General features: G+C 67.4%; 24 protein-coding genes and 2 pseudogenes. 11 read left to right on the plus strand and 15 right to left on the minus strand.

All coding sequences use genetic code 11. The features are described from left to right. Positions 1-645, plus strand: a 645-nt coding sequence (locus ACIBAD_RS35390; RefSeq protein WP_398911008.1) for a serine hydrolase domain-containing protein, incomplete at its 5' end; no start/stop codon positions are given. 12 nt (positions 646-657) lie between these two features. On the opposite strand, the gene ACIBAD_RS35395 is transcribed toward ACIBAD_RS35390, so the two are convergent. After that, positions 658-804, minus strand: coding sequence for a hypothetical protein (locus tag ACIBAD_RS35395; protein ID WP_398911010.1), 147 nt, complete (start codon positions 802-804; stop codon positions 658-660). A gap of 186 nt (positions 805-990) precedes the next feature. Here ACIBAD_RS35395 and ACIBAD_RS35400 point away from each other — a divergent pair. Then, positions 991-1,627 (plus strand): annotated as a pseudogene (locus tag ACIBAD_RS35400) (alkaline phosphatase family protein); the annotation flags it as partial. 402 nt (positions 1,628-2,029) lie between these two features. Here ACIBAD_RS35400 and ACIBAD_RS35405 read toward each other — a convergent pair. Next, a complete protein-coding gene (locus ACIBAD_RS35405; RefSeq protein ID WP_398911069.1) occupies positions 2,030-2,293 on the minus strand; it encodes a hypothetical protein in 264 nt (87 codons plus the stop codon). Positions 2,294-3,235: 942 nt separating this feature from the next. Then, entirely contained in the window at positions 3,236-4,234 is a 999-nt protein-coding gene (locus ACIBAD_RS35410) for a GlxA family transcriptional regulator (RefSeq protein ID WP_398911012.1), read from the minus strand. Positions 4,235-4,394: 160 nt separating this feature from the next. Between ACIBAD_RS35410 and ACIBAD_RS35415 the strand changes: the two genes are divergently transcribed. The 4 genes from ACIBAD_RS35415 to ACIBAD_RS35430 all read left to right on the plus strand — a co-directional run bounded on the left by ACIBAD_RS35415 (position 4,395) and on the right by ACIBAD_RS35430 (position 8,650). Beyond that, positions 4,395-5,234, plus strand: coding sequence for a serine protease (locus ACIBAD_RS35415; protein ID WP_134067021.1), 840 nt, complete (start codon positions 4,395-4,397; stop codon positions 5,232-5,234). Positions 5,235-5,522: 288 nt separating this feature from the next. Continuing rightward, the gene (locus ACIBAD_RS35420; RefSeq protein ID WP_398911014.1) at positions 5,523-6,278 is read left to right on the plus strand and encodes a GlxA family transcriptional regulator; all 756 of its coding nucleotides are present in this window, start codon (positions 5,523-5,525) and stop codon (positions 6,276-6,278) included. Between the two features lie 759 nt (positions 6,279-7,037). Further along, the gene (locus tag ACIBAD_RS35425) at positions 7,038-7,742 is read left to right on the plus strand and encodes a replication-relaxation family protein (RefSeq protein ID WP_398911016.1); all 705 of its coding nucleotides are present in this window, start codon (positions 7,038-7,040) and stop codon (positions 7,740-7,742) included. A 611-nt stretch (positions 7,743-8,353) separates the two neighbouring features. Continuing rightward, on the plus strand, positions 8,354-8,650 hold the full coding sequence (locus ACIBAD_RS35430) for a hypothetical protein (RefSeq protein ID WP_134067017.1): 297 nt from the start codon (positions 8,354-8,356) through the stop codon (positions 8,648-8,650). A 591-nt stretch (positions 8,651-9,241) separates the two neighbouring features. Here ACIBAD_RS35430 and ACIBAD_RS35435 read toward each other — a convergent pair. The 10 genes and pseudogenes from ACIBAD_RS35435 to ACIBAD_RS35480 all read right to left on the minus strand — a co-directional run. After that, a pseudogene (locus ACIBAD_RS35435) lies at positions 9,242-9,353 on the minus strand (IS30 family transposase); the annotation flags it as partial. A 46-nt stretch (positions 9,354-9,399) separates the two neighbouring features. After that, positions 9,400-10,413 (minus strand): SAM-dependent methyltransferase, encoded by a 1,014-nt coding sequence (locus tag ACIBAD_RS35440; protein ID WP_398911018.1) that lies wholly within the window; start codon positions 10,411-10,413, stop codon positions 9,400-9,402. Beyond that, positions 10,410-12,389 carry a B12-binding domain-containing radical SAM protein gene (locus ACIBAD_RS35445; protein ID WP_398911020.1) on the minus strand — a complete coding sequence of 660 codons (1,980 nt, stop codon included), beginning with the start codon at positions 12,387-12,389 and terminating at the stop codon, positions 10,410-10,412. The genes ACIBAD_RS35440 and ACIBAD_RS35445 overlap by 4 nt, the downstream gene beginning before the upstream one ends. Before the next feature lie 6 nt (positions 12,390-12,395). Then, on the minus strand, positions 12,396-13,244 hold the full coding sequence (locus tag ACIBAD_RS35450) for a hypothetical protein (RefSeq protein WP_398911022.1): 849 nt from the start codon (positions 13,242-13,244) through the stop codon (positions 12,396-12,398). Further along, positions 13,241-14,116, minus strand: a complete 876-nt coding sequence (locus ACIBAD_RS35455) for a DUF692 family multinuclear iron-containing protein (protein ID WP_134067009.1) — start codon at positions 14,114-14,116, stop codon at positions 13,241-13,243. The genes ACIBAD_RS35450 and ACIBAD_RS35455 overlap by 4 nt, the downstream gene beginning before the upstream one ends. A 7-nt stretch (positions 14,117-14,123) precedes the next feature. Next, a complete protein-coding gene (locus ACIBAD_RS35460; RefSeq protein WP_134067007.1) occupies positions 14,124-14,321 on the minus strand; it encodes a hypothetical protein in 198 nt (65 codons plus the stop codon). Between the two features lie 778 nt (positions 14,322-15,099). Then, entirely contained in the window at positions 15,100-15,276 is a 177-nt protein-coding gene (locus ACIBAD_RS35465) for a hypothetical protein (RefSeq protein WP_166681882.1), read from the minus strand. Positions 15,277-15,482: 206 nt separating this feature from the next. Then, the gene (locus ACIBAD_RS35470) at positions 15,483-16,139 is read right to left on the minus strand and encodes a hypothetical protein (protein WP_398911026.1); all 657 of its coding nucleotides are present in this window, start codon (positions 16,137-16,139) and stop codon (positions 15,483-15,485) included. Between the two features lie 21 nt (positions 16,140-16,160). Further along, positions 16,161-16,802 carry a hypothetical protein gene (locus tag ACIBAD_RS35475; RefSeq protein WP_134067003.1) on the minus strand — a complete coding sequence of 214 codons (642 nt, stop codon included), beginning with the start codon at positions 16,800-16,802 and terminating at the stop codon, positions 16,161-16,163. A 2-nt stretch (positions 16,803-16,804) separates the two neighbouring features. After that, entirely contained in the window at positions 16,805-17,125 is a 321-nt protein-coding gene (locus ACIBAD_RS35480; protein WP_134067001.1) for a hypothetical protein, read from the minus strand. Between the two features lie 495 nt (positions 17,126-17,620). On the opposite strand from ACIBAD_RS35480, the gene ACIBAD_RS35485 reads away from it, so the two are divergent. From ACIBAD_RS35485 to ACIBAD_RS35495, 3 genes are all read left to right on the plus strand, one after another. Then, on the plus strand, positions 17,621-17,866 hold the full coding sequence (locus tag ACIBAD_RS35485; RefSeq protein WP_398911067.1) for a hypothetical protein: 246 nt from the start codon (positions 17,621-17,623) through the stop codon (positions 17,864-17,866). Beyond that, positions 17,850-18,053, plus strand: coding sequence for a transposase (locus tag ACIBAD_RS35490; RefSeq protein WP_398911071.1), 204 nt, complete (start codon positions 17,850-17,852; stop codon positions 18,051-18,053). The genes ACIBAD_RS35485 and ACIBAD_RS35490 overlap by 17 nt, the downstream gene beginning before the upstream one ends. 202 nt (positions 18,054-18,255) lie before the next feature. After that, complete coding sequence (locus ACIBAD_RS35495; protein ID WP_134066999.1) at positions 18,256-18,792, plus strand: AAA family ATPase; 537 nt, start codon at positions 18,256-18,258, stop codon at positions 18,790-18,792. Positions 18,793-18,845: 53 nt separating this feature from the next. Here ACIBAD_RS35495 and ACIBAD_RS35500 read toward each other — a convergent pair whose 3' ends face one another. Next, positions 18,846-19,094 carry a hypothetical protein gene (locus ACIBAD_RS35500; RefSeq protein WP_398911029.1) on the minus strand — a complete coding sequence of 83 codons (249 nt, stop codon included), beginning with the start codon at positions 19,092-19,094 and terminating at the stop codon, positions 18,846-18,848. A gap of 256 nt (positions 19,095-19,350) precedes the next feature. Here ACIBAD_RS35500 and ACIBAD_RS35505 point away from each other — a divergent pair, with 256 nt between their 5' ends. Together ACIBAD_RS35505 and ACIBAD_RS35510 are read left to right on the plus strand one after the other, a co-directional pair. Then, entirely contained in the window at positions 19,351-20,067 is a 717-nt protein-coding gene (locus ACIBAD_RS35505; protein ID WP_398911031.1) for a hypothetical protein, read from the plus strand. A 741-nt stretch (positions 20,068-20,808) separates the two neighbouring features. Further along, positions 20,809-21,321: a hypothetical protein gene (locus ACIBAD_RS35510; protein ID WP_398911033.1), complete on the plus strand. Its 513-nt coding sequence runs from the start codon at positions 20,809-20,811 to the stop codon at positions 21,319-21,321. Between the two features lie 650 nt (positions 21,322-21,971). On the opposite strand, the gene ACIBAD_RS35515 is transcribed toward ACIBAD_RS35510, so the two are convergent. Beyond that, positions 21,972-22,574 (minus strand): hypothetical protein, encoded by a 603-nt coding sequence (locus ACIBAD_RS35515; protein ID WP_398911035.1) that lies wholly within the window; start codon positions 22,572-22,574, stop codon positions 21,972-21,974. Between the last annotated feature and the right edge of the window lie 4 nt (positions 22,575-22,578).

Below are 22,578 nucleotides of genomic sequence, written 5' to 3' on the forward strand. Positions count from 1 at the left end.
GCCCGCGCGGTCCGGCACCAGCCGCTCTTCGCGCCCGGCAGCGGCTGGTCGTACTCCAATACCAACTACCTACTCGCCGGTCTGGTGATCGAGGCAGTAACACGTCACAGCGCGCCCTCCGAAATCAATCGGCGGATTCTCGCCCCGCTCGGCCTGAAGGACACCTCCTTCCCCTTGACCGACCCGGCCATTCACGGCCCTCATCTTCACGGTTACGACCTCACGGGACACGATGTGACCCGATTCAGCCCGTCCTACGACTGGACCGCCGGCGCCATGATCTCCACCGTCGACGACCTGGCCCATTTCCACCGGGCCCTGTTCACTGGCAAGCTGCTGCGCCCCGCCCAGCAGCGCGAACTCCTGACCACGGTGCAGTTCCCCGAGGCTCCGTCCTACGGACTCGGCGTGCAGCGCATGGACCTGCCGTGCGGCTCGGAGCCGGACACCAAGCCGATCAGTGTCTGGGAGACCGACGGCGGCGGACCGGGCTTCACCAGCGTGTCCCTCACCACCTCCGACGGTGAGCGGCAGCTGGTCCTGGCCGCCAATGTCTACGACCTCGGCCAGGACCTGAAGGGTGAGCCGCCCGTCCCGCGAAGCAAGGGACTGCTGAAGGCGCAGATGGCGACCCTGTGTGACTGAGACAGCGTCATGTCAGCGCGGGTGAGGTCGCAATGCCCGCAGTGAAGCACCGGCCAGGATGCGGGAGGCGATGACCGGCCACTCAGTGGTCGCGAAGGACGGGTTCGTGGGCGGCAGGCAGACGGGCTGCTGGACCTCGGTGACCCGGCTGCTGCTCACTTACGAGCAGGTACGCCCGTACGGGATCTTGGCGACCGAGGGCAAGGTCGGCGATCCGAGGAGGGCAGGCTCCCGCACGCCGCTACGGCAATCCACGACACCGCAAGGCGACACGATTCCTGCTCTCCCTCGCTCGGATCGGGAATCCGAACCTGTGCGTCCGACCCTTGTCGGTGCGGAGAGCGTGAGCAGGGGGGCGACTCCGCCCTCAATGTGCTGAACGACTTCCAGACGTTCAAGGACGCCAAACCGGGCAGCCCCCTGTTCGAGCGCGGCGCAAGCACCCCGAGGGCACGTTCGAAGAGGACGCCCGAAACGACCGGCTCCCGACCGTGTCCTGGATCATTGCCCCCACTGCGCAGTCCGAGCGCCCTGGCGCGCTGCCCGCCGCAGGCGCGGACTTCATCGTCGGGCAGATCGAGGCGATCACCGACAACCCCGACGTGTGGAAGAAGACCGTCGTCATCGCCGGCTACGACGACAACGGCGGCCTGTTCGACCACGTGCCCCCGCCCGTGGCACCGAAAGGCACCCCAGACGAGCATGTGAACGGCCTGCCGATCGGCGGCTTCCGCGTCCCGTGCCTGATCGTCTCGCCTGGACCGTTGGCGGCTGGGCCGCCGGCGAAGTCTTCAACCACGCCTCGGCCCTTCGGTTCCTGGAAGCCGTGACCGGCGTCAGGGAGCCGAACATCAGCGCGTGGCGCCGCCGCGCATTCGGCTTCGGCAACCCCGCATCCCCCCCGCGCCTGTCCTACGGTGCCGCGAATGACCTCGCGCAGGCTCGGCGGCAGGTGGCTCAGCTCCCCAAGCCTGTCCTGCCTGTGTGGGTGGATGCTTCGTGGGGGGATCGGCGCGTGTACGGGTCGGAGCCGGACGATTGTGACTCGGGCCCGCAGCCGGGCCACATCTACGTCGAGTTGGTCAGTGGACCCCTGGACGGCCTGTTGCTCGATGTCACGGGCTGGCCTGCCCAAGAGGTCGTGGATGGGACGCTGCTGATGTCGGATCACGGCGCGTTCGGCCCGCGGGGCGGTCCGACTACGAACCGGCCGCCGGGATGGTGGCCGGCCCGTGTGGCGGGGCGACGTCCCGTAGTCCAAGCCGGCTGCCGGGTGCGGGGCCGGCTGACCGGGTCCCGTACGCTGCAAACGCTCGTGGCTGGTGCCACCGCTCTGCCCGCCGCGCGCCTCGATCGAGCGTGGGGCGTCTTTCGGGGTCGGAGGTCAGGCTTTGATCTCGTCCAGGAGCATGCGCAGGCTGTGCTTCTCCGGCGGCAGGGCATTCATCGCGGCGGTGGCATGCGCGACGCCGCCCGTACGGTCGCCGGAGCGCGCGAGAGTCAGCCCCCGGTGGAGTTCGAAGTGGGTCGCGAAGCGCGGCAGGCTCGCAGATAGCTCGGCGAGCGCCTGGTCCTGTGCTTCGGTTGGGGCCCTCTCTTCGTCGAGACGGGCGAGGAGGAGGAGCGGAACACGTTCAGGCGCCCCCACGGCAGTGCGTAGTCCGAGGTTTGCTCGTACGAGCCGGCCGTATCGGAGATGCGCCGCCCTCGCCCGTCGAGGGCGAGGGCGGTGGTGCGGGCGCCGCGTCACGCGGCGTGGGTTTTGCCGTAGATCGCGTTCAGTTCGGTTGGCTCTCATAGGTACGCGCTTCGCAGGCCGAACGACGGGCACACGCGCCAGCACAAGCGCCCTGCGGCCCGCCCCCCATCAGGAGGCGATGAGCGCCGCCGCTCGCCGCGACGCCCGCGCCCTGTCCCGGATGCGACACTCGAACGCCTGGCTGTGGTGACGACACCCGGGCACCGTTCACCGAGTGGACCGCCTGATGTCGAGCGGGTGGAGTCCATGAGTGGGCTCCACTCAGTGGACTCCACCCGGTGCGCACCGAATGGGGAGGGCTCCACTCTCGGGCGCACCGTAATGTCCCGCACCGCACGGGGTGTGCACCATGCGACGAAGCACGGCACCGTCGTCTGCGCCCGCTGCGCCGCAGCTGCACCGGGCGAGCCTACGCACCCACCCCTTGACCAGGTCCGCCTCACCCTCTCGGCCACATTCGGCTCCACCCCCTTGACCACGTTTCGCCACCGGCAGGTTCCTCCTTGACACGGCGGCTCCGGCCGCGGTCACGAACTGATCAAGGGGGTGTCTGATAGGGCCCGCCACCGCATCGCGCACCGGGTGCGGTGTACCGCCCGGCGGTGGAGCCCCCCAACGGGTGCGGTGCGCACCACCGCAGTTTCCGGTGCGCAGGCGTACGTATCCCAGTGCTGTGCGAGGTACGTCGCGAACCTGTGCCGCCGGCACCTGGCACGCACGACCTGGGCGTTCGCGTAAGGGGTCTGCTGGTGGCGAGGCGGGCTGGGGCGCTGGCGCTCCATGTATCCGGACCACGTCGCCAGAGAACAGCCGAGAAAAGGGATTGGGTAGTCAGAGCTGTTCGGCCTGGTCCCGCTCGGCCCAGGTGAGGGCAGCCGCGAGGGAGCGGAAAGCGTTGCGGTAGATGCCGGGAGTGGTGCCGGTATAGCGATGGAAGTGGTGCCGCAGATTCGCGGGTGTGCCAAGACCGGTACGGGCAGCGATGCGCTCGATCGGGTCGTCGGTGCGCTCCAGGAGCCGCTGGGCGAGCTGGATGCGGGCGCGGAGCAGGTACTGGAGCGGGCTGAGTCCGGTCTCGGTACGGAATCGCCGTGTCAGTGTGCGTGGGCCGAGGCTCGCGTGGCCAGCGATTTGGGTGAGGGTCAGTGGATGTTGGAGGTTGGCTTCCATCCACCGGATTGCCTCCTCGAGGTTGCCGTCTGAGGGGATGATGGCCGAGGGGGAGACGTTACCGACGGAGCCGTCCGCCGGGGAGTGGAGCTGAAGGAAAGCCTGCCTCTCGGTTTCGATGACCACGGCTTCGCCGTGGTCGATGGTGACCAGCCGCAGACAAAGGTCGAGGCCTCCGAGGACCCCGGCAGCGGTGTGAAAGGGGCCGTGCGATACGACCGAGCCATCCGGGTCGACCTCAATTCGAGGGTATAGGCGCGCCAGCTCCGCGGCGTGGCGGCGGCTGGTGGCAGCGGCTCGTCCGTCGAGCAGACCGGTGGCGGCGAGAACGAAGGTGCCGGTATCGATCGCGCCAATGCGGCAGCCACGCGCGGCGGCGGTACGCAGGGCGTTTGCCACGGCGGGCGGTGGTGCGTCACGGAAGCTTGCGCAGCCGGGCAACAGCACTGTATCGGCGTCTTCCAGGCCCTCCAGTCCCCAGGATGTCTCGATGCGGAAGGCAGCGGGCCCGCCTGTTCTCTCGAAGCCCGGCGCCGTGCAGATCCGCAGGTCGTAGTTGACCCACGGGTGGTGCCTGGCAGCGGCGGCGAAGACCAGGCCAGGGGTAGTGAGCTGGTGGCCGGGAACTCCGTCGAGCGCCAGAACTGCGATCAAAGACATGTCCCGAATTTAGCCGAGAGTGACATTCAAGCGGCTGTTTAGCGGCGGCGTCCGGCTCGGAGGATGGGGATCAACACGAAGCCTGGAGACTCCCGGCCGTGCCCGTTCCTATGCCCCTTACGAGAGGACTGACGTGCGTCTTCCCCCATCTCATCGCCCCATGCCCGATCTCCGTTCCACACGCCGGCGCAGCCTGACGATGCGAGTCGCGGCCGCAGCCGGTGTGGCTGCCGCGCTCGGGGCTACGCTCATGACCGGAAGCGCCAGTGCCATCGTGAACGGCGATGACTCTACGGAGCGTTACTCCTTCATGGCGTCGATCCCCCTGTCCATCCCGCTGGAGGACGGGACGGTGTTGAAGGCCGGGTGCGGGGCGACGCTGATCGACCGACAATGGGTGCTTACGGCTGGCCACTGCGTGGACCCGAACATCGGGGTGACCCAGGAGGGTCTGGTCCGTGTCGGCAGCGAGCACCGCACGTCCGGCGGTACCGTCCGCAAGGTCGACAAGGTCGTCATGCACCCGGGGTACGCCTTGGGCCAGGCCGGCGCGCCCAACCAGAACGACCTTGCGTTGGTACGTCTGGACCGGCCGGTCGTCCATCAGCCCATCCGGATTGCGAAGCAGGCGGGACCGGTGGGCAACCCCACTCGGATCCTCGGCTTCGGTACCGTCGTTGGCGCCGGTCACCCCAAGGACTGGGTGTTCCCTGAGCGGCTCCAGCAGCTGGACACCCGCCGCGGTTCCGAGGCTGAGTGCTTCAATCGAGCCGGGGAAACCCGGCTGTGCACGGTGAGCCCCACGCCGGGTGCCATGGCATGCAACGGGGACTCCGGCGGCCCGCAACTGCAGCGCGCCAGAAACGGCCGCTGGGAACTCATCGGTACGACCTCGGGCGACGGCGACAACGACCCGACGTGCGCTACCGGGCCCGGCCTCTACACCAACGTGCCGGTTTACGCCGACTGGATCCGAAACACGATCCGCAAGGCCGGCTGACACGACAGGCAGGGGCTGGGGGCCCGGACACGAACCTGACGACGGCACGAGCGCCGACCTGGCTATATTCCGAAGGTGTCAGTCATCGCTGTCCTCGCGCACGACAGGGTTCCCGGCCCTCACCTCACCACCCCCGGAATGGTGTTCGGAGCTGCGTCCCGTCACCATCCGGGGGTGGGATACGAGGTACGACTCTGCGCAGCCCCCGGTCTTCGGGTGTTCTGCTCGCCGGATCCGACGCCCATCAGCCTCCCCTGGGGCCTGGAAGGCCTCGTAGGAGCTGATGTCGTGCTGATCACCGAGCACCCCGGCCACCTGGACGAGCCGCCGGAATCAGTTCTCGCAGCGCTGCGCGCGGCAGCAGACCGGGGCATCCGGGTCGCAGCTGTCGGAACCGGCGTATTCACCCTGGCGGCGACCGGCTTGTTGGACGGGCGCCGCGCAACAACTGGCTGGCGCCATACCGAAGAACTCGCGACACACCACCCCCGGCTCCAGGTCGACCCGATCGGCACCGTGGTCGAGGACGGCTGCTTCCTCACAACGGCAGGGATTTTCGGCGGACTGGACATCTGTCTGCACATCCTTCGTGATGACCACGGCGCCAGGGTGGCGGGAGAGACGGCCCGGGAACTGATCACACCACTGCAGGTCGATGCGGACAGGGTCCAGGACACCATCGAACGAGAGATCATGGACAGCTCGGGGCTCGAACCGACCCTCCGGTGGCTGGAATCCCGGCTCGACCGGGCCGTGTCACTCCCAGAGATCGCCGCGCACGCACGGACCAGCACGAGCAGCCTCACGCGCCGCTTCCGTACCCATACCGGTCGCACCCCCCTCCAGTACCTGCTCCACGCGCGCATCTCAGAAGCCCAGCGACTACTCACAGAAACCGACATCCCTGTTGAACGGATCGCCGCCCGTACCGGCTTCACCTCACCGGCGGTCCTGCGCCGCCACTTCCGATCCCTGACCGGGCTCACACCCCGCGCCTACCGTCAAGCCCATCGCGCCAAGCCCGCCCAGGAAGATCAGGGATAACCGTCCTACTGCACGGGTTCTTCACCGGCGGCCATGCACTCCCTGACCGCGGTGGAGATTGTGCTGCGCGACCACACCCCGGGCGCGGCAAGAAGCCGCTGCACCAGCTCATCAAGCAGGGCGCCGAGACCGGCATCCTGACTGCCCGGCAGGCGGAGTACCTCGACTACAGCCGGCACATCCGCAACGGCATGGCATACGCCCGGACTACGCACACGGCGATGGTGGTGCCGATGGTGACGACCTCGTTCACGATTGTCTCCGAGCTCTGCGCCGCACCCCTCGAATGATCACGGCTCGATAACAGGCGTCACACCACCGGCTTCCTCGGCACCTGTAGCAGGTGAATGCGGGACTCTGCCCGGAGTCCCACGCCCACCCGCGTGAGGAGCCTCGACCATGACGTACGCCAGCAGCGCCCGGCATCCCGAGCCGGAGCAGCGCCCGACCTGGTCAAGGGGTGCCGAGGGACCTGCGGACGGCCGGGAACCCGGTGCCGCGTCCAGTGCCGTGAACGATTCCAATGCCGTCCCCATCACCGCAGCTCACACCGCGCGGCAGGGGTCTGCCTGGCACGCTGACACCTCTCTCCCCACCCCTGAGACATCGGCGAGGGGGAAGAAGTCCACTCCCACGGTCGGGAAGGTACGGGCCGATGCGCTGCGGATGCTCGGGTGTGTTCGGATCGCCACGGTCCGGCAGATGGCGCAGGTGATCACGGAAGAGGGGTCGGACGGCCGGTCGTAGGTGCGCAGGGCGATGGTGGAACTGGCGGAGCTCGGGCTGGCGGAGACGAACGGCAAGGACGGCAAGCACCAGATCTGGAACCTCACCCCGGCCGGGCAGAAGGCTCTGGCCGATGGCAACGAGCTACCGCCCCGGCCCAAGGCCGGCACCGGAGCGAAGGCCGTGAGAGCCGGGTTCGGCCCGCACGCCATCGCGGTGACCGACACGATCCTCGCCGACACCGACACCGTCCTCGGCGGGCGCCGGGAGTACCTGACCGACTGGCAGGTGGAGGTCAACCACGCCATCAAGGAGACCGGCCTGTCCTTCAACACCGACGCCGTCCTCGCCGTGCCGACCGAGACCAGCGAGGTCCGCCTCTTCGAACTCGACAACGGCACCATGGCCCAAGCCCGCCTCGCCAAGGAGGTCTGGGACTACGAGCGCTACGCCGGCCACCGAGTCTGCGAAGGAGTCCGCGGCACCTACCCCTTTTGGCAGCGCCACCGCTACACCCGCTCCACCACCTTCCTGGGGCTGCACGTCGTCCTGGCGGGCAAGGCTGAGCATCTCCTCGACAACCGCCTCCAGGCGCTCACCGCCGCCGTCCGGGGCATCACCATCGCGGTGTGGGCCAACACCCTGCCCAGCCTGAAGCGCGGCGAGCCCTGGTACGAGAACGGCCTCGACGACCCGCACCGACGTCGCGACCGCTACCGCGAAGCCGTCGGCCGCTGAAACCGCTGTACGACTTCTACTCGGGGCCGTTGCCGCGTGGTCTGGAGGCGTGTCCCACCTGGCGTGGCAGCGGTGATCTTGGATAGCAAGGCATGGCGTCGGCGCGGGTGCGGGTGGACGGGTGACTGTCCGCCCAGGGGACCGCATCCGGCCCTGGCAATCGAGTGGCGTGGCCATCGCACCCGTGATCTGGCCGCTTGCCGACGCGTTGCTGTGTGTGAAGAGGTCACGGGTGACAGTCGTCTGACAGGAGTAACTATGGCCATTCGCACGTTGAGGCGGCGCTTCGCCGCCCTCGGCACCGTCCTTGGACTGGGCGTCGCAGTCTTCGTCACAGGGGTCACGCCGGCGTACGCGCAGGCACAGGTGGAGATCACGAAGACCCATGTGGGGGAGTTCACCCGCGGCGGCGTGGGCACCTATCGCATCACGGTCCGTAACACCGGTGCCGAGCCGACCAATGACTTCGGTACCCAAATGGAGGACACGTACCCGCCGGGATCACGTTCCTGGAGTCCCGTGTCGTCAGTGACACCACCGGGACCGTTGAGTGCGAGGGCAATATCCCCCAGCCCCCCGACCGGACGGGGCTAACTTGCCGATCGGGCCGCATGAACCCTGGCGACAGCTACGTCATCGAGGCCGACGTGTTCATCCCCAGCAACCAGCAGCCCTGCACGGTCACCAACACCGCCAGGGTCATCGAAGCAGGAACCACCCCTCGTCTCCTGGACACGGCGAGCCACACGGTCAACGTCTGCAACGGGGGTAACGGTGGCGGGTCCATCCTCCCGATCAACCTCAATGGTGTGCTTCCGATGTTCAACAACATCACCACCAACAACAACATCCACAGCCCAGGCGCAACCAACGTCAGTGGCCAGACCTTCGGGCTGAACACGCCCTGATCCTGGCCGCGGACTGGAGTCGGCTGCGGGGGTAATGCCTTCGCTGTACCTGCCTTCGTGGGGGCCGCCACCGCCCGGCGGCGGCCCCGCTGCTGCGCTCACTCCTGGCCGAGATCCGGATGCCAGACAGCCGGCCTGCCGCTAACCCGCGGGGCGGTGCTTCTCGCTACCCAATAACGGTCATAGTGACGGTTCCGTGAACTCCCTGGGGCGTCTGGTGGCCAGAGTGACGGCGGTAAGTCCACCCGGGTGAACTTGACCCCGAGGTGGCGTTGACGGCCGCGAACGCTGCCTGGAGGGCCCCATGGAGGACTTGCGGGGCGGCACCTTCCCCGGCACGTAGCGGCCGAACTAGATGCCGGAGACGATCAGCTCACAGACCTCTTCGACCGTTACCTTCGAAGTGGCAAGATCAATAGCGTCAGCTTGCCGCACCTCTTGAGAGAGCGCCTTCATAGGCGTCGCCGACCGAGCCGATCGAGGCGGCGATACCGGCAGCGTGCAGATGCTCGACGAGCCGGAAACTCGTGTACTGCTTGGGTGCAAGGAGCCGTCGCAACATCGCTTGTCTGGAGCGAGCGTAGTTCACCGTCGAGGAGTCGGTGCCCTTCGGGAAGAACTGGCGAAGCAGCCCGTTCGTGTTCTCGTTTGTGCCCCGCTGCCAAGGGCTGTGGGGGTCGGCGAAGTAGATGGCCATGCCGGTGTCGGTCTTCAACTGGGTGTGCTGGGCCAGTGAGAGTTGTTCGGTGTCAGAGCTCCACGACGTGGACGAACCACTCGATGCCGGAGTCGTCACCCTCGAAGACATGTTCGAGCCGTACTCCAGCAGCTTCGTAGATCGGCAGCCACTCCTCCCTGCGCTCAGGAGGAACACCTTGGCCAGTGAGCGCCTGAATGACGTCATGTACCACCGTGTGCCGATATTGCGACGGGATGGCGTCGACTCGGCCGAGCTTTCCGTAGTAGTCCACGTTGAGCAGCAACCGCTTGGGGAACAGCGCGCTTAGGCTGCGCAGAAAGGCCACGGCCCCGCTGTCGCCGCCGCCGAAGAACTCATTGACTACCGACTTGCAGTGGACGACCTCCACCTGCTCTCGCAGGTCGGCTGGCAGCACCGCGGCGAGGTCGCGGCCGTCGCCGTGAATGATTTTGATCCGGTCCTCGAGGCCCAACCGGCTGACGCGGGCGCGCGCCGCGTCGCACATCGACTCGACCACGTCCACGCCCCAGCCCCGGAATGCGGCATCACGTTCCGCCAGGGCTGTGAGCGTGGTTGCTGGGCCGCACCCGATGTCGAGCATCGCGTGGGAGGTCAGGGTCCGCATGATGGCGAGCACGACGGGGTTGGGAGGAGGGCCAAAACGGCCGTACGCCTCGGACTCCACGACCCGATTCACCAGCGAGCAGCCGCGGTCTTCCCGGCGGAGGCTCTCCTCGAGGCTGGTGATGGCCGGACCGTAGCCGCCGATGAACTTGTCCAACTGGAAGCCCAGGAAGTACTCGTCAGCGAAGGTCGCCGCGAGCCGGTACTCGTCACCAGAGCGGGTGACGAGGTCGGTGCGCTGGACCAGGAACTCCAGCAGCGCCGCGAGCAGGTCCGGCGTGTAACCGAAACGGCAGCCAAGTCGCTCGACCGTGCTGCCATCGCGCAAATGATCGAGCAGCCCGACCCGGTGCAGGTGGTTGAGGGTGCTGGCCAGGTAATAGCCTTCGATTGCATCGAGCACCGACGCCTTGGGCCGGGGCTCCGTGAATGGGTTCACACAGGGCTCCTATCAAGTCGCGGGGCCCGCGCGGACTCCGTCGTGTCGAGCAGGACGCCGAGGCGGCACAGGTCGCCTGCGAAGGATCGCAGGCTCCCGTGCTGGTCGTCGTGGCGGGAGAGCCAGTGCGATAGTTCCTCACCGGATCGGGGCGCGGCGAGCCAGGCCACGAATTCGAGGGCGATGCCGTCGACGTCGAACGACCGGACGCGATCCGGCTGCGCCGCGTCGACGAATAGCAGAAGGTTGCGGTCCGGTGCGGTGGGAGCGACGGCTGACGCCGCCTGATCCAACTGCAGGCCGTCCAGCAGCGACGGAACGTCATGCATGTCCCGCAGCAGCCCCGCCGACGGGCTGAGCCGGCACGACGGGACCCCTTCGCCGGCCTCGTCCGCAGGCTCGGCCAGCGTCTTCGCCCGCAGCCCTTCACCCATGACCAGGAAGCGGACCGTGGAGCAGATCGGGTGCGCCGCTCCCCACGTGTGCCGGACGAAGTTGACGAGCAGCGGGCCGTCGGGAAGGGGCACCGACGCCGCATCGGCGAACGTGTGCAGCTCGCGGACCAGTGAGCTCAGCCGCCCGTCGAAGTCGTGGAGCATGCGGCGCAGCAACGAGTGTCCCAGGGCGTACAGCAGCGGGAAGGCCCGGTCGACGAACAAATGCCGCGACCGGGTCAGGGCGGTCGGGTAGTAGTGGTGGTTCATGAACAACTGCGGGAGTTCGCTCATCACCCGGCTGTCGTCGGGTTCGAGCGTGGGGAAGTTGAAGTCGCTGATGTGGCCGTCGTAGGCGAGGCGCTCGCCGTACTCGTCGTGCAGCGCGGTGCCGGGCTCGGGAGTCAGCAGGTGCAGCTGCAGGTTGATCAGACCTGGTGAGCGCGCCGTGCATTCGCCGAGCAGGTCGAGGGTGGCGTCCTGATCCTCGCTCGTCTCCTCGGGAAACCCCGTAATCAGGGAAACGGTCGACTTCATGCCGAGACCGCCGGTGAGGTCGAGGGTCGGGTGGACTAGGCCGAGATCGAGATGCTTGCGGCTGATCTTCTGCATCCGGGCGGAGCCGGTTTCGACGCCGTAGTAGATCGAGCGGCAGCCGGACTCGTGCATGGTGGCCAGCAGGTCGCTGTCGACGCAGTCCATGCGGGCCGAGCAGGACCAGGTGTAGCCGCGCCCGGCCACGGTCTCGCAGAAATGGCGCACCTTGTGCTTGTTGGCCGTGAACATGTCGTGGGTCAGCGCGAAGTCGTTGATACCGTACGTGCGGTTGAGGTGGTCGAGCTCGCTCACCAACCGCTCGGACGACTTCAGGCGGTAGCGGCGGCCGAAGAACGACGCGGTCGAGCAGAAGGTGCAGCTGAACGGGCAGTCGCGCCCGGCCTCCACCCGCAGCGAGTGCAGGCCCAGCTCTGCGATGGGGTAAAGATCGTAGGCCGGGAAGGGCAGCTCGTCCAGGTCGCCGAACTGCGGGATGTCCGCGGTCGACACGATCTCGTCCCCCACCCGGTAGCTCAGCCCGGACGTGCCCGACAGGTCGTCGGCGCAGGAGCGATCGAGCAGGGCGGGAAGCACCGCCTCGGCTTCGCCACGTACAACGATGTCGAAGGCATCGAAATGCCGCAGCAGCTCGCGATGCAGGATCGTTGCGTGCGGACCGCCCAGCAAGATCGGCAGGTGCGGCCGCTGCCGCTTGACGTGAGAGGCGACCTTCGCCGTGCAGATGAGGTTACAGCCCAGTGTCGTGAGACCGAGCGCATCGGGTTCCTCATCGAGCAGCGCCCACGCGAGCCCGCGGTAGAACGTCTCATCAAGGCGAAGCTGCCGACGGTGCAGTGCCAGACTCGGATCGAACACCGCCGCGGTGTGCCCATGCTCACGCGCCACGGCTGACAGCGACAGGAGCCCGAGGTGCGGCTGCAGGTCGAACGGTGCGTCCGGACGAGCCTGATTGATGAGCACGTTGTCGCAAAGAACGATCCGCACAGCCCGTCAGTCCTCTTCGTGGAAGGTGAGTACCCCAACCTCGGCCATCCGGCGCACGGCTGTTCGCAACGCCGACCGCAGCGGGTTGTCGCCCGCGGGAAGCAGCTGCCCAAGGGTGTGCCCGCCGTCGACACGGCCAAGCAGGTCGCACAGGTGCACATCGACCTCGAAGATGCGCAGCTGCAACGAGTCCCGGTCGCCCCAGTAGGCAAGCAAGCGCGGCGACGCAGTCAGATCGGCCAGTGCCCGCCGATCCGTCTGCAGGGCCTGGATGACGTGGGCCGGGTCGTGGGCGAAGGACTCGATGAGCAGCAGACCCCGGATACACGGCACGAGACTGTCCGCGGCGCGCCCCTCCTGGTCGAGTAGGGTTGGGTCGATGGGCCGTCCCTGATCGGGCAATGAGGCCTGCAGCGCGAGCCGTTGTTCGAACCAGATGCGTTCGTGTTGGAACAGATCGAGCAGCCCCGGGTAGTGCGTGGTCCCAATTGAGGCTAGCCAGCCGGGGAAGAACGCGGCGAAGTGCCTCGTGCGCTGGTTGCGGTCGACCCGGTCGGTCCGGTCGCACTGATGCTGGGCCTGGTAGGCGGAGAACAGTTCGAGGTCGAGACCATAGTGATCCACCAGCAGGCGGGTGTACGGAAACGTATGCCACAGCGTGTTGTTCTGTACCTTGGTGACGAAGCCCGCAAAGGTACGCACACGGTTCAAGTCCAAGCCTAGGAACTCTCGCCGTTCCTGGCCGGTGAGGTCCAACCCGGACAGGGCGCGCTGGAGATCGTTGCGGGCCAGGTCTAGGAACGGCGGATCGACGACACAGCGCGCCAGGAAATGCTGAACCGCCGCGGTCGTCATACGGCTACTCCGGCCACGGCCAGGCTGCCCCGTACCCGCTCAATCTCTCCGAGTAGGGCCGGGATCGGGAAGTTGCCCGACCAGTTGTACTCAAGAGTGATCGCCGCGACCGGAGTGCTGCGCAGCACCAGCGAGAGCAGGTCATGAACCTCGTCGGGGGCGCGCACGGTGTGGTCGTCCCACCAGGCCCCGTCCCGCGCACTCACCCCAGAGATGTGGAGCTGATCGATCCGGTCGAGTGGAAGCCCCAGCAACTCGCTCACCGGATCGAGCCCGAGGTTGCGGCAACTGAGGTAAAAGTGGGCCAGGTCGACGAGTAGCCGTGCCGGGCACGCGGCGCATACCAGGTTGGCGAACTCCGTGGGTGACATCGTGGTGCCGGGCGGCGCGAAGTAGATCGGCGGATTCTCAAGTAGCAGCGGTACGCCAAGCCGGTGCCGGTAACGGTCCACGGCGCTGATCACCCGATGCGCGGTCTCCGCGTTCAATGGCGGATTGACGGAGTAGCCGACGTCGTACAACGGCACTGCCGCCCCGTCGAAACCCACGGAAGACCCGGAGGTCACGAACGCCATGTGCTCGCTCAGCCAAGGAACACTCGTCTTACTCACCCACGCCGCGATCGAGTCCACGATCTCTGCCTCGGGCGGCACGTCCCCGGCCAGGGACAGCGAGGAGCTATGGAGCAGCAGCGGCATTTCGTTGGGCAGGCCGAGCGGCCTGCGGTCGTAATGGAGAAGCTCGAAGGGAACCTCGACGTAGTCGATCTCCCCGGGGTGGTCCGCCAGGAAGGGCCCTACATAACTGCTGTAGGAAAGGCCGACTTTCGTCGACCCGACCAGTGAAAAGGGTGCGGTCGCAGTGCTCTTCACCTCGCGATCAGTCCTCCGTGACCATTGCGTCGGGCAGGCTGGTCAGCATCGTCGAACCGATCTCCTCGAAGCGGATGGTCAGCGTGCCGTTCTTCTCGAGACACCTGGTGACGGCGTCCACGTCCAGCGTGAACGACACCCGCGCCCTGTCCTTCGCGAGGTTGACCTCGACGTCGCCCTGCCGCTTGTTGCTCTGCTCCGCCATCGCAAATTCCTTTCCACGTTCCTGCTGGCCAAGACCTAGCTGGAGCATACGGGAAAACCGTGCTGTTCCCTCAGATATCGCTATTCGGGCGAGGCGGCGGTTGGTACTGATGAGTTCGCGTAATCAACTGTTGCCAGCAACGCCCTGGAGATGCCGGCCCTCGTCGTAGCCGACGGCCCAAGCAACGTGATTGAGACGTCAGACATCTCGCAACAGGTCGGCGCCTCGCTCGTTGCGCTTCAGGGCCCATCACCCGATCGGTGGCCAACTCGAAGAAGCTCACTGAAGGAAGTTCCGCGATAGTCGCAGTCACTTCCAGGTCCAAGCCTGTCCAGATGTTGATTCTGCTAGGCCGCGGTGAGATGGGCCAGGCAGGTGGTGAAGAAAGCCACTTGGATGCCAGGACAGCCGGGGGGCTCAATTCGAGTCGCACCGTAACCGCAGTGGTCCCAGTTGGGTGATCCCGTCCTTATGCTCTTGATGCCCCCTGTGCTCAGAGTTCCGCCCCAATCCGGCCGTCTGGCGGGAGCGCGGCCGGAACGCGGATCCTAGCTGTCTGCGGCCGAGTTGGATCAACTGCGCGGGTTGAGAGCTTGGGGCAGATCCCGGTTGGCGGCCCGGGCTGCGTCGAGTTCGGCCTGTCGCTCCTCCAGATGGCGCATCACCTCAGCGTTGCGTTGTCCGAGGCGGTTGATGGCGGCTTGGATGTCGGCGACGTCGGCCCGAGGTCCCGCCTGAGCTGTTTAGTGCTGGCGGCGAGGGCGGCGAGGGCGGCGGGTCAGAGGGTGCCCATCCCGCGCTCGATCAGCCACGCCGGGGGATCGGGCGGCGGCTGCTGCCGGGCGGTGGCGGCCTCGCGCTCCTCGGCGGCGGCAAGGGCCCTCTCCGTGCGGCTGAGTTCGCCGTAGGCGACCAGGGTCCGCAGCCGGGGGAGGTCGGGCGGCAGGACGGACATGCTCAGCCCCCGTACTGCGCCTACCGCGCAGCCCTGCATGACGTGCACAAGGGGTTCTCAGAGGGCTACCCATGTGGCGCAAGGCGGCGACAGACGTCACAGCAGCTCAGTTTTTCGTACAACACATGTAGCAACATCGCTGGATCGGAGGACCCGCTCGCCTACCTGCCGTGCCAAGACGTCCGCGTTGACCGGTCCTGGCCAGGTCAAAAGAGCGCGCGGTAGCAGAGGGCGGCCACGGCGCTCACCGCGGTGGTAGGCCGGCCGGGCCGGTTGTGCGGCACGGTGTTGCCAGCCAGGGCCGTGAGCCCGAGGACTGGGTAGTCGACCGTGATCCCGCCGTGGCGGTCCCACGTCACGTCGTCCTCAAGTCGCCCCAGTTCGGCCATGGTGCGGCCGCGCAGTTCGGGCCGCAAGTGCAGCGGCGCGACCCGGCCCAGCACCGTGGTCAGCAGGGTAACGTCGCAGTCGTCCGTGTCCAGGTGGAGCAACACCTCATCGTCGCCCTGGTAGTAGCCGTAGGCCGAGAAGGTGGGGACGAGGAGTCGGCTGGATAGGGCACGGGCGACGCCGGTCATTGAGACGTGGAGCCGGGACAGGAGCTGCCCCGTGGCCGCCGGGGTCTGCTTGCGGACTCGGCGGCACTCTTCCACGGGGGTGCGAGGGCCGGCGTCCGGGATCCGGGCATGCGCGTGACGTTCGCGTGCTTCGTCGGCGAGTCTGTCGTGGAACCCCATGTCCCACAGACCGTCGAGGTGCGCGTATCCGAGCGTCCCAAAGGACCGACGATCGGCCGCTGTCGGTACGAAGGGCAGGAGGTCCGTGGTGTCGAGCGGGACGATCTCGGGTGCGAGCTGGTGCATCAGCCGTCCTCTCGGATGTGGCTACAGAAGCGACGTGAAGTGCAGGGCTACGACCGCACCCAGGGTCGGCAGAGGGCGTCCTGGCCGGTGATGGGGTACGGACCGCCCGCGCAGGGCGAGGACGCCATGTCGGGGGTAGGCGACGCGGCATCCGCTGTCGGCGTCCCAGGAGGGACCGGCCTGCAGCCGGTCCAGTTCCGCCTGGGTCTGACCGGCCAGTTCGGGGTGGAGATGGAGCGGACCGACGCTGCCCAGCGCGGTGGCCAGGATCGCCAGATCGGACTTCTCGACGTCGACGTGCAGCCAGATCGCGTCGTCGCTCGGGTAGAAGTTGTACCAGCCGTACGACGGTACAAGCAGTCGACCGGTCAGGGCTCTCGCTAAGGGCACCAAGGCGAAGTGAAGTCGCGTCAGCAGCGGGCCGTCAGATGCCTTGGCCTGGATCAGCCCGCCGACCCGGCGCGCGGTCGGGTACAACGTCGCCGCTTCCACGGCGATCGCCTCGGCGGTCGCGCCGTTCCAGAGTTCGCCGAACGCCGCAAATCCCTGCTGGGCGAGGCTTTCCCGCTGGATGCGAGCCACGGCTGGCAGGCCAACGGTGAACTCGTTGGGGACTGACGGGGTCCATCCGCGTTCGCCGGCCGCGGCCGATCCGAGGAGCATGCCTACTCTGCTCCGGCGGCGCGGATGACTGGCTTGTCCATCATCACCATCTGGTTGGGGTGCTGCCGGCCGGACTTCGCGATGCCGTTCGGCCACGCCACGTTCGGCGTGAAGTGCGTCCACTCGCTGTCGGCGGGCAGCGTGATCGCGCCGCGGTAGGAGAAGTGGGCCGACCCGCCGGAGACGTCGGCGGCCAGCAGTTCGTCGACGCGGCCCTGTGCCGCCTTCTCGATCCGCGATACCTCGATGACCTCTCTGGGTAGGACGTAGTAGTAACCCTCAGCATCGGCAAGGACCACAGCGTCACCCTTGGTCTCGCTCATAAGCTCACCCTTTCCAGTCGGTGCACGCTTCGGAAATAGAGCATCACACACCGTAAGCTGCGCTACGATCCGACATTGCGTCCGGACGGCTGATGTGGTCCGGTTCCCCTAATCCGATGCGCTCCTCGGGCTGACCGACGTGCAAGGACGTCGCGCTCGTGCCAGGTCGGCCGCAGTACCGCGGCCACGCGCCAGCACGAGGAGCCCGCTGGGCGCTGACTTGGCCTTTCAGCGGACTGGCTTTAGCCACGGGTTGTGGTTCTGGCTCAGGTTGTGTGGCCCGTGTACTGTGTGTGACCGCTGCCCCGACAGTTCGGGGCTGTTAAAGAGGTCTTGCTCCGGTTGGAGAAGCTGCTGTTCCCGTCGATCGACGACGTCGCGGTGCTGTCGGTGGACGTGAACATCGCGGTAGTGCGTGTTGATGTGCGGTGCACTGCCGCGGGTGCCTGGTGCCCGGGTTGTGGAACGTGGTCCTGTGGGGTTCACAGCTCCTACGTGCGGTTTCCCGCTGATGTTCCAAGTGCGGGACGAAGCGTCGTACTCCAGCTGCGGGTCCGTCGGTTCACCTGCCGGAACGCTGAGTGTGGACGTCGCACGTTCGTCGAGCAGATACCGGGCCTGAACCGAAGGCACGGCCAGCGGACCGAGCGGCTGCGCACCACCCTGGCCGCCATCGGTCTCGCCCTCGGGCCGGGCCGGCGCCCGCCTGGTCCACGTCGTCGGCGTGCCGGTCAGCCGTAGCACGGTCCTGCGGCTGGTCGACGCACTTCCCGGGCCGGAGGTGCCGGCCCCGCGAGTGGTCGGCGTCGACGAGTACGCCTCCCGAAAAGGCCGGAACTACGGCACCGTCCTCGTGGACGTCGAAACCCGCAGGCCGATCGACCTGCTGCCCGACCGGGAGTCGTCGAGCTTAGAGGGCGGAACGTGAGTTGATGTGCGTTTCGGCTTGGGTGCAGCTCGGGTTGAGTGACCGGTTGCGATGGCGTGCTTGACGCCCGTGGCATGGTGTCTGAGCTGGGGCTTTGGCCATTCACCGGCTGTGCCGGAGCAGTCGCTCGGTCGAATCTACACCTTGCCTGATCGCGGCGATTGCGTCGCTGGCCCAGGGTGGTGATGTCTACGCTGGCGGCGTGACAGTGGTGTGGGTGACGGGCAATTCAGGGACTGGTAAGTCCACGGTCTGCGGGGTGTTGCGAGCGCGTGGCTACGTCGCGCTCGACGCCGATGAGGACGGCTTCAGTCGCTGGATCGACCGAGCCACGGGCGAGGTCGTGATGGATGCTCCGTATCCCGTTCCCGAGGGCTGGCTCGATCGATACGGGTGGGCGATCGTCCGCGAGCGCGTTGAGACCCTCGTCGAGGAGTCTCGTTTCCGAATCGCGTTCTTGTGTGGGTCGGCGGAGAACGAGGCAGAGGTCCGCGATCTTTTCGACGTCGTCGTGTGCCTGGTGATCAACGAGGACACGCTCCGCCACCGGCTCGCGACCCGCACTACGAACCCATTCGGTCAACACCCCGAAGAGCTCGCAGCGTCCCTGGAGTGGAATCCTCGGATGCGAGCGATCTACGAAAGCCGTGGCGCGACGATCATCGATGCGTCCAAGCCGGTGACCGAGGTGGTGGACAGCGTCATCGACGCAGTTCAGGAGCTGAGCGGCGGTGCGTAAGTTGATGTCCGTTCCGCGCTTTCGGAAGGGGCAAGCACGGTGTCGTCGGCAGGCTACGGCCGTGGCTGGGTGAAAAAGCCCTGCTCGGTCTCGGCCAGGATTCCGCGCTCGGTCAGCCGCTTGAGCTTCAGGCGGGTGTTGTTGATGTTGTTGGGCGCGATCTCCAGGTCCATCGCCTCGCATACCTGCCGCGCCCGCAGCGGCGCGTCGGCCGCGGCGAACACCGCCATGATCTGCTGGTAGGCCGGATGGTCCGACAGCTTCGGGGCCGGCGGCCCGGGCGCCTGCGGATCGGGCAGCATGACTGGCCGGCCGCGTGGGCGGCTGCCGGGCTGCCCGGTTCCCCGGCGTCGCCCCGTCCATTCGGGGGCTGGATCGTCTTGCCCCCACCACACAGAGACACAGAGTCCCCGTCAGCACGCTGACGGAAACTCATGAACGATCGAGGCTGGGCCATACGAGCTACCTCTTGTGCGTTCGCACCCTCCTTGGGCTTGGCGTCAGTAGCTTGGTGAGTACATACCCTGATGGGCGGCGTCAGTCCGGGAGGAGCGTGCCATGCCCAGATTTTTCGTTGTCGCGACAGCAGTCGCGGCAGCCATCGGCCTGACCCTGGGAAGCACCGCTGTGGCAGAGCAGCCACGGGCACGGCCGGCCGGGCGCTATCTGAACCTCCACCAGTGCGTCTTCGTCGGCAGCGGCGGGCATTACACGAACGTGCTGCCGAACACGGCGAATACCGCCTTCAACACGGGCACGAACGTCTCCAACACACCGGACAGTGCGCTCTCCTGCGGTCCGGGCGGCGGGGGCTGGAGGCCGGCGCCCGCCAACTCTGCAGTGAAGGCCTTCGATCTCAGCGCTGCGCGGTACCTGAACGTACACCAGTGCGTGTACTTCTCTCCCGGGCAGCACTACACAGCCGTGCTCCCCAATACCCCGAACGTCAACTTCAACACCGGCACCAACGTCTCCAACTCGGCCGATACGAAGCTGAACTGTGGCCCTGGTGGGGGTGGCTGGCGGCTGCTCCTGGCCAACTCCGCCGTCGCGTCGTTCGACCTGGCCGACACCCAGTACCTCAACCTGCACCAGTGTGTGTGGACGTCGAGCGGGCAGTACTACATGGGCCTCCTGCCCAACACTCCAAATGCCAACTTCAATACCGGTACCAACGCGTCACGCACAGCCGACGCGGCGCTGAACTGCGCTCCGGGCGGAGGAGGTTGGACTCTCGACCGTATCAACTCGGCATACCGCCCCCTGGGTGGTTGAGTCCGGACTGACGAGATCGCCGGATGCCGCCGATGATGCCGTGGGGCCGGAGCGTCCGGCCCCGGAGCGAATCCGATCGTGAGCCGCGGCCGTGGGCCGCTCGGGCACGCCGCGCACATGTCGGCGGACCGGCACTGCCGACCGTGGCGGCGCGCGGGTGACGGCGCAGTCGACCAAGTGGAAGCAGCGCTGCCACGTCACCGGCCACGACGGGCCCCCGGCGGCGGCTGCGAGACGTGCAGAGGCTGGGAGGGACGCCCTTTCAAGGACATGCGGACGGAACTCTCAGGAGCGCCTGTGCCCATGCCCGTGCCGGCCCCACGGCCGACACCCAGCGTGCCGGCGCAGCCCCGTGCCTCCCACCATGTCGGCCACTGCGAGTGCCTCGCCTGCGAGGGCGGTACCGGTACGTGTGACAGCCCGGACGACCACGACCGGGAACCCGCTCATTGGCCGCACTGACTCAGCGCCGCTCGCGAACCGCTCCCCGGTCGACAGGCGGAGCGTTCGGCGGGACGATGGAAAGACCGATTGAGGCCGCCCGAGGCTGCTACCGGTGGTGGCGGCCGTTCTCGGATGCGGGGCCCATGGAAGGCCCACCGCTCAGGGTCTGCTCGGCGGACCCCCCGGGGCCTCGGGACGCGGTCCCCATGGAGGCCTGTCCCAAGAAACTGTCCCGCCCGCACCTCTGCCGACGGCCCCGAGCCATGTTGTCTGTGAGCTCCCGGACGGGAGAGAACCATGAACCGATGTATCGGCCTGGCCGTGGTGGCGCCTGTGATGGTGTCGTCGCTGGCGCTGGGCTCGGTGGCGTTCCTGCCAGGAGCGGCCCAGGCGGCAGTGCCCACCGCCTCGTGCAGTGTGAAACAGAGCGCCCAGAAACCGGACGAATTCGATATCGAGGGGCAGGGTTTCAGGCCGGGAGAACCCGTGAATGTCCAGACCAAGACGGGTTTCGGGGTCATATTCATCGCGAAGGCTGACGGGACGGTCTCGACCGGGGCTGCCAAAGATCAAGCCCCCTTTACCATGAAGCAGGGAAACGGGCCCAAGATCTCATGCGGCACCGTCAATGAGGACGGGCAGAAGGATGCTCAGGTCCAGTACCGCACGGGGTACCGGCAAGGAGTCGCCGACACGAAGGCGGACTGCAAGAAGGAACCGCCGAAGCAGGGTGTCGCCCCCCTGGACCCGAACTACGAGAAGGGCTACAACGCCGGCTCGGCAGCCGCACTGGCACAGTTCTGCAAGTAAGGGTGCGCAAGCATGGTTTGTCTGTGAGCTCCCGGACGGGAGAGAACCATGAACCGATGTATCGGCTTGGCCGTGGTGGCGCCTGCGATGGTGTCGTCGCTGGCGCTGGGCTCGGTGGCGTTCCTGGCAGGAGCGGCCCAGGCGGCAGTGAGCCTTTTCCAACCTGGCTGTGTCGTCGGCGCGTTGGTGGGTGAGGGCTGTACGGAACGGCGAAGCTCCTGGTAGACGGGTTCTCGACCAAGGCGACCTGAAGGACACAGCATGGTTGCTGCGGGCCCGTCATTGCGCGCGGTGGCCGCTTGGACGGCGGGCGGCCACCGACACGTCCCCTGCGAGCCGGCGAGGACACGACCTTCGCCCGAATGGATAGCCCGGCGGCAGATCTCCTGCTACGGGTTCCAACCGCGGCACCACCAGGGGGACACCTCGTGATCGCGCTGGTGCGCGACCCGTGGGGACGTCCACAACGTGGGCCCTGAGGGTGCAGTGCAGCGGGACCGGCTGCTGGACGTTGCGGCCGGCTGCGGCGGCACGGACGTGGAGTTCACCCCGGCCCCGTAGCCGGAGCGCCCGCCCGCGTGGGTCTGGGGGCGGTCCCAGGGTTGACGTGCTCGGTGCCGGACCGGCGCTGGCGTGCGGCCGGCTGGGGGTTAGGAGTTCAGGTAGCGGTTGAGGTAGCTGCGGGCGGCGGTTTCGCTGGTGCCGAGGGCGGTCGCGATCTTCTTGAGCGGTACGTCGCGGGCGGAGAGTTCGTACACCGCGTCCTGGCCGGTCTGGGCGATGACGTAGCGGAGGTCGGCCAGGGCTTTCAGCGCGGTCAGCGGTTCCCGGTCGGCCAGGTCGTCGAGGGCGCGGACGAGTTCGGTGATCAGTGCGGTGAGCTCTTCGGGGAGGGGGACGGCGGCGTCCCGGATCACCGCCAGGTGGGCCTCGTAGTCCGCGACCGGCCCGGACAGGTCCACATCCGCCTCATACAGCGGCCGGTCTGCCAGCAGGGCGTTCCAGTCGAGCGGGTACTCGGCCGCGCCCCGCCACCCGCACGTGCAGCTGCCGCGCAGGAGTGCGGCCCGGGGGCGGGCGCGCCGGCCGTCGTAGGCGTGCCACTCGGTTGAGGACGGCTTGCTGGGGCCGCTGCCGACGTCGAAGTAGACGGGGCCCGGCTCACTGCCGTCGGCCAGCAGCACTCCGACCGACCCCTCGTGTGCGGCACCCAGTGCCCGCAGCACCCTGTCGTACGGAGACGGGAGCACCACGCAT

The sequence above is a fragment of the Streptomyces sp. NPDC051109 genome (assembly GCF_044455885.1).
In the GTDB taxonomy this organism is placed as follows: Bacteria; Actinomycetota; Actinomycetes; order Streptomycetales; family Streptomycetaceae; genus Streptomyces.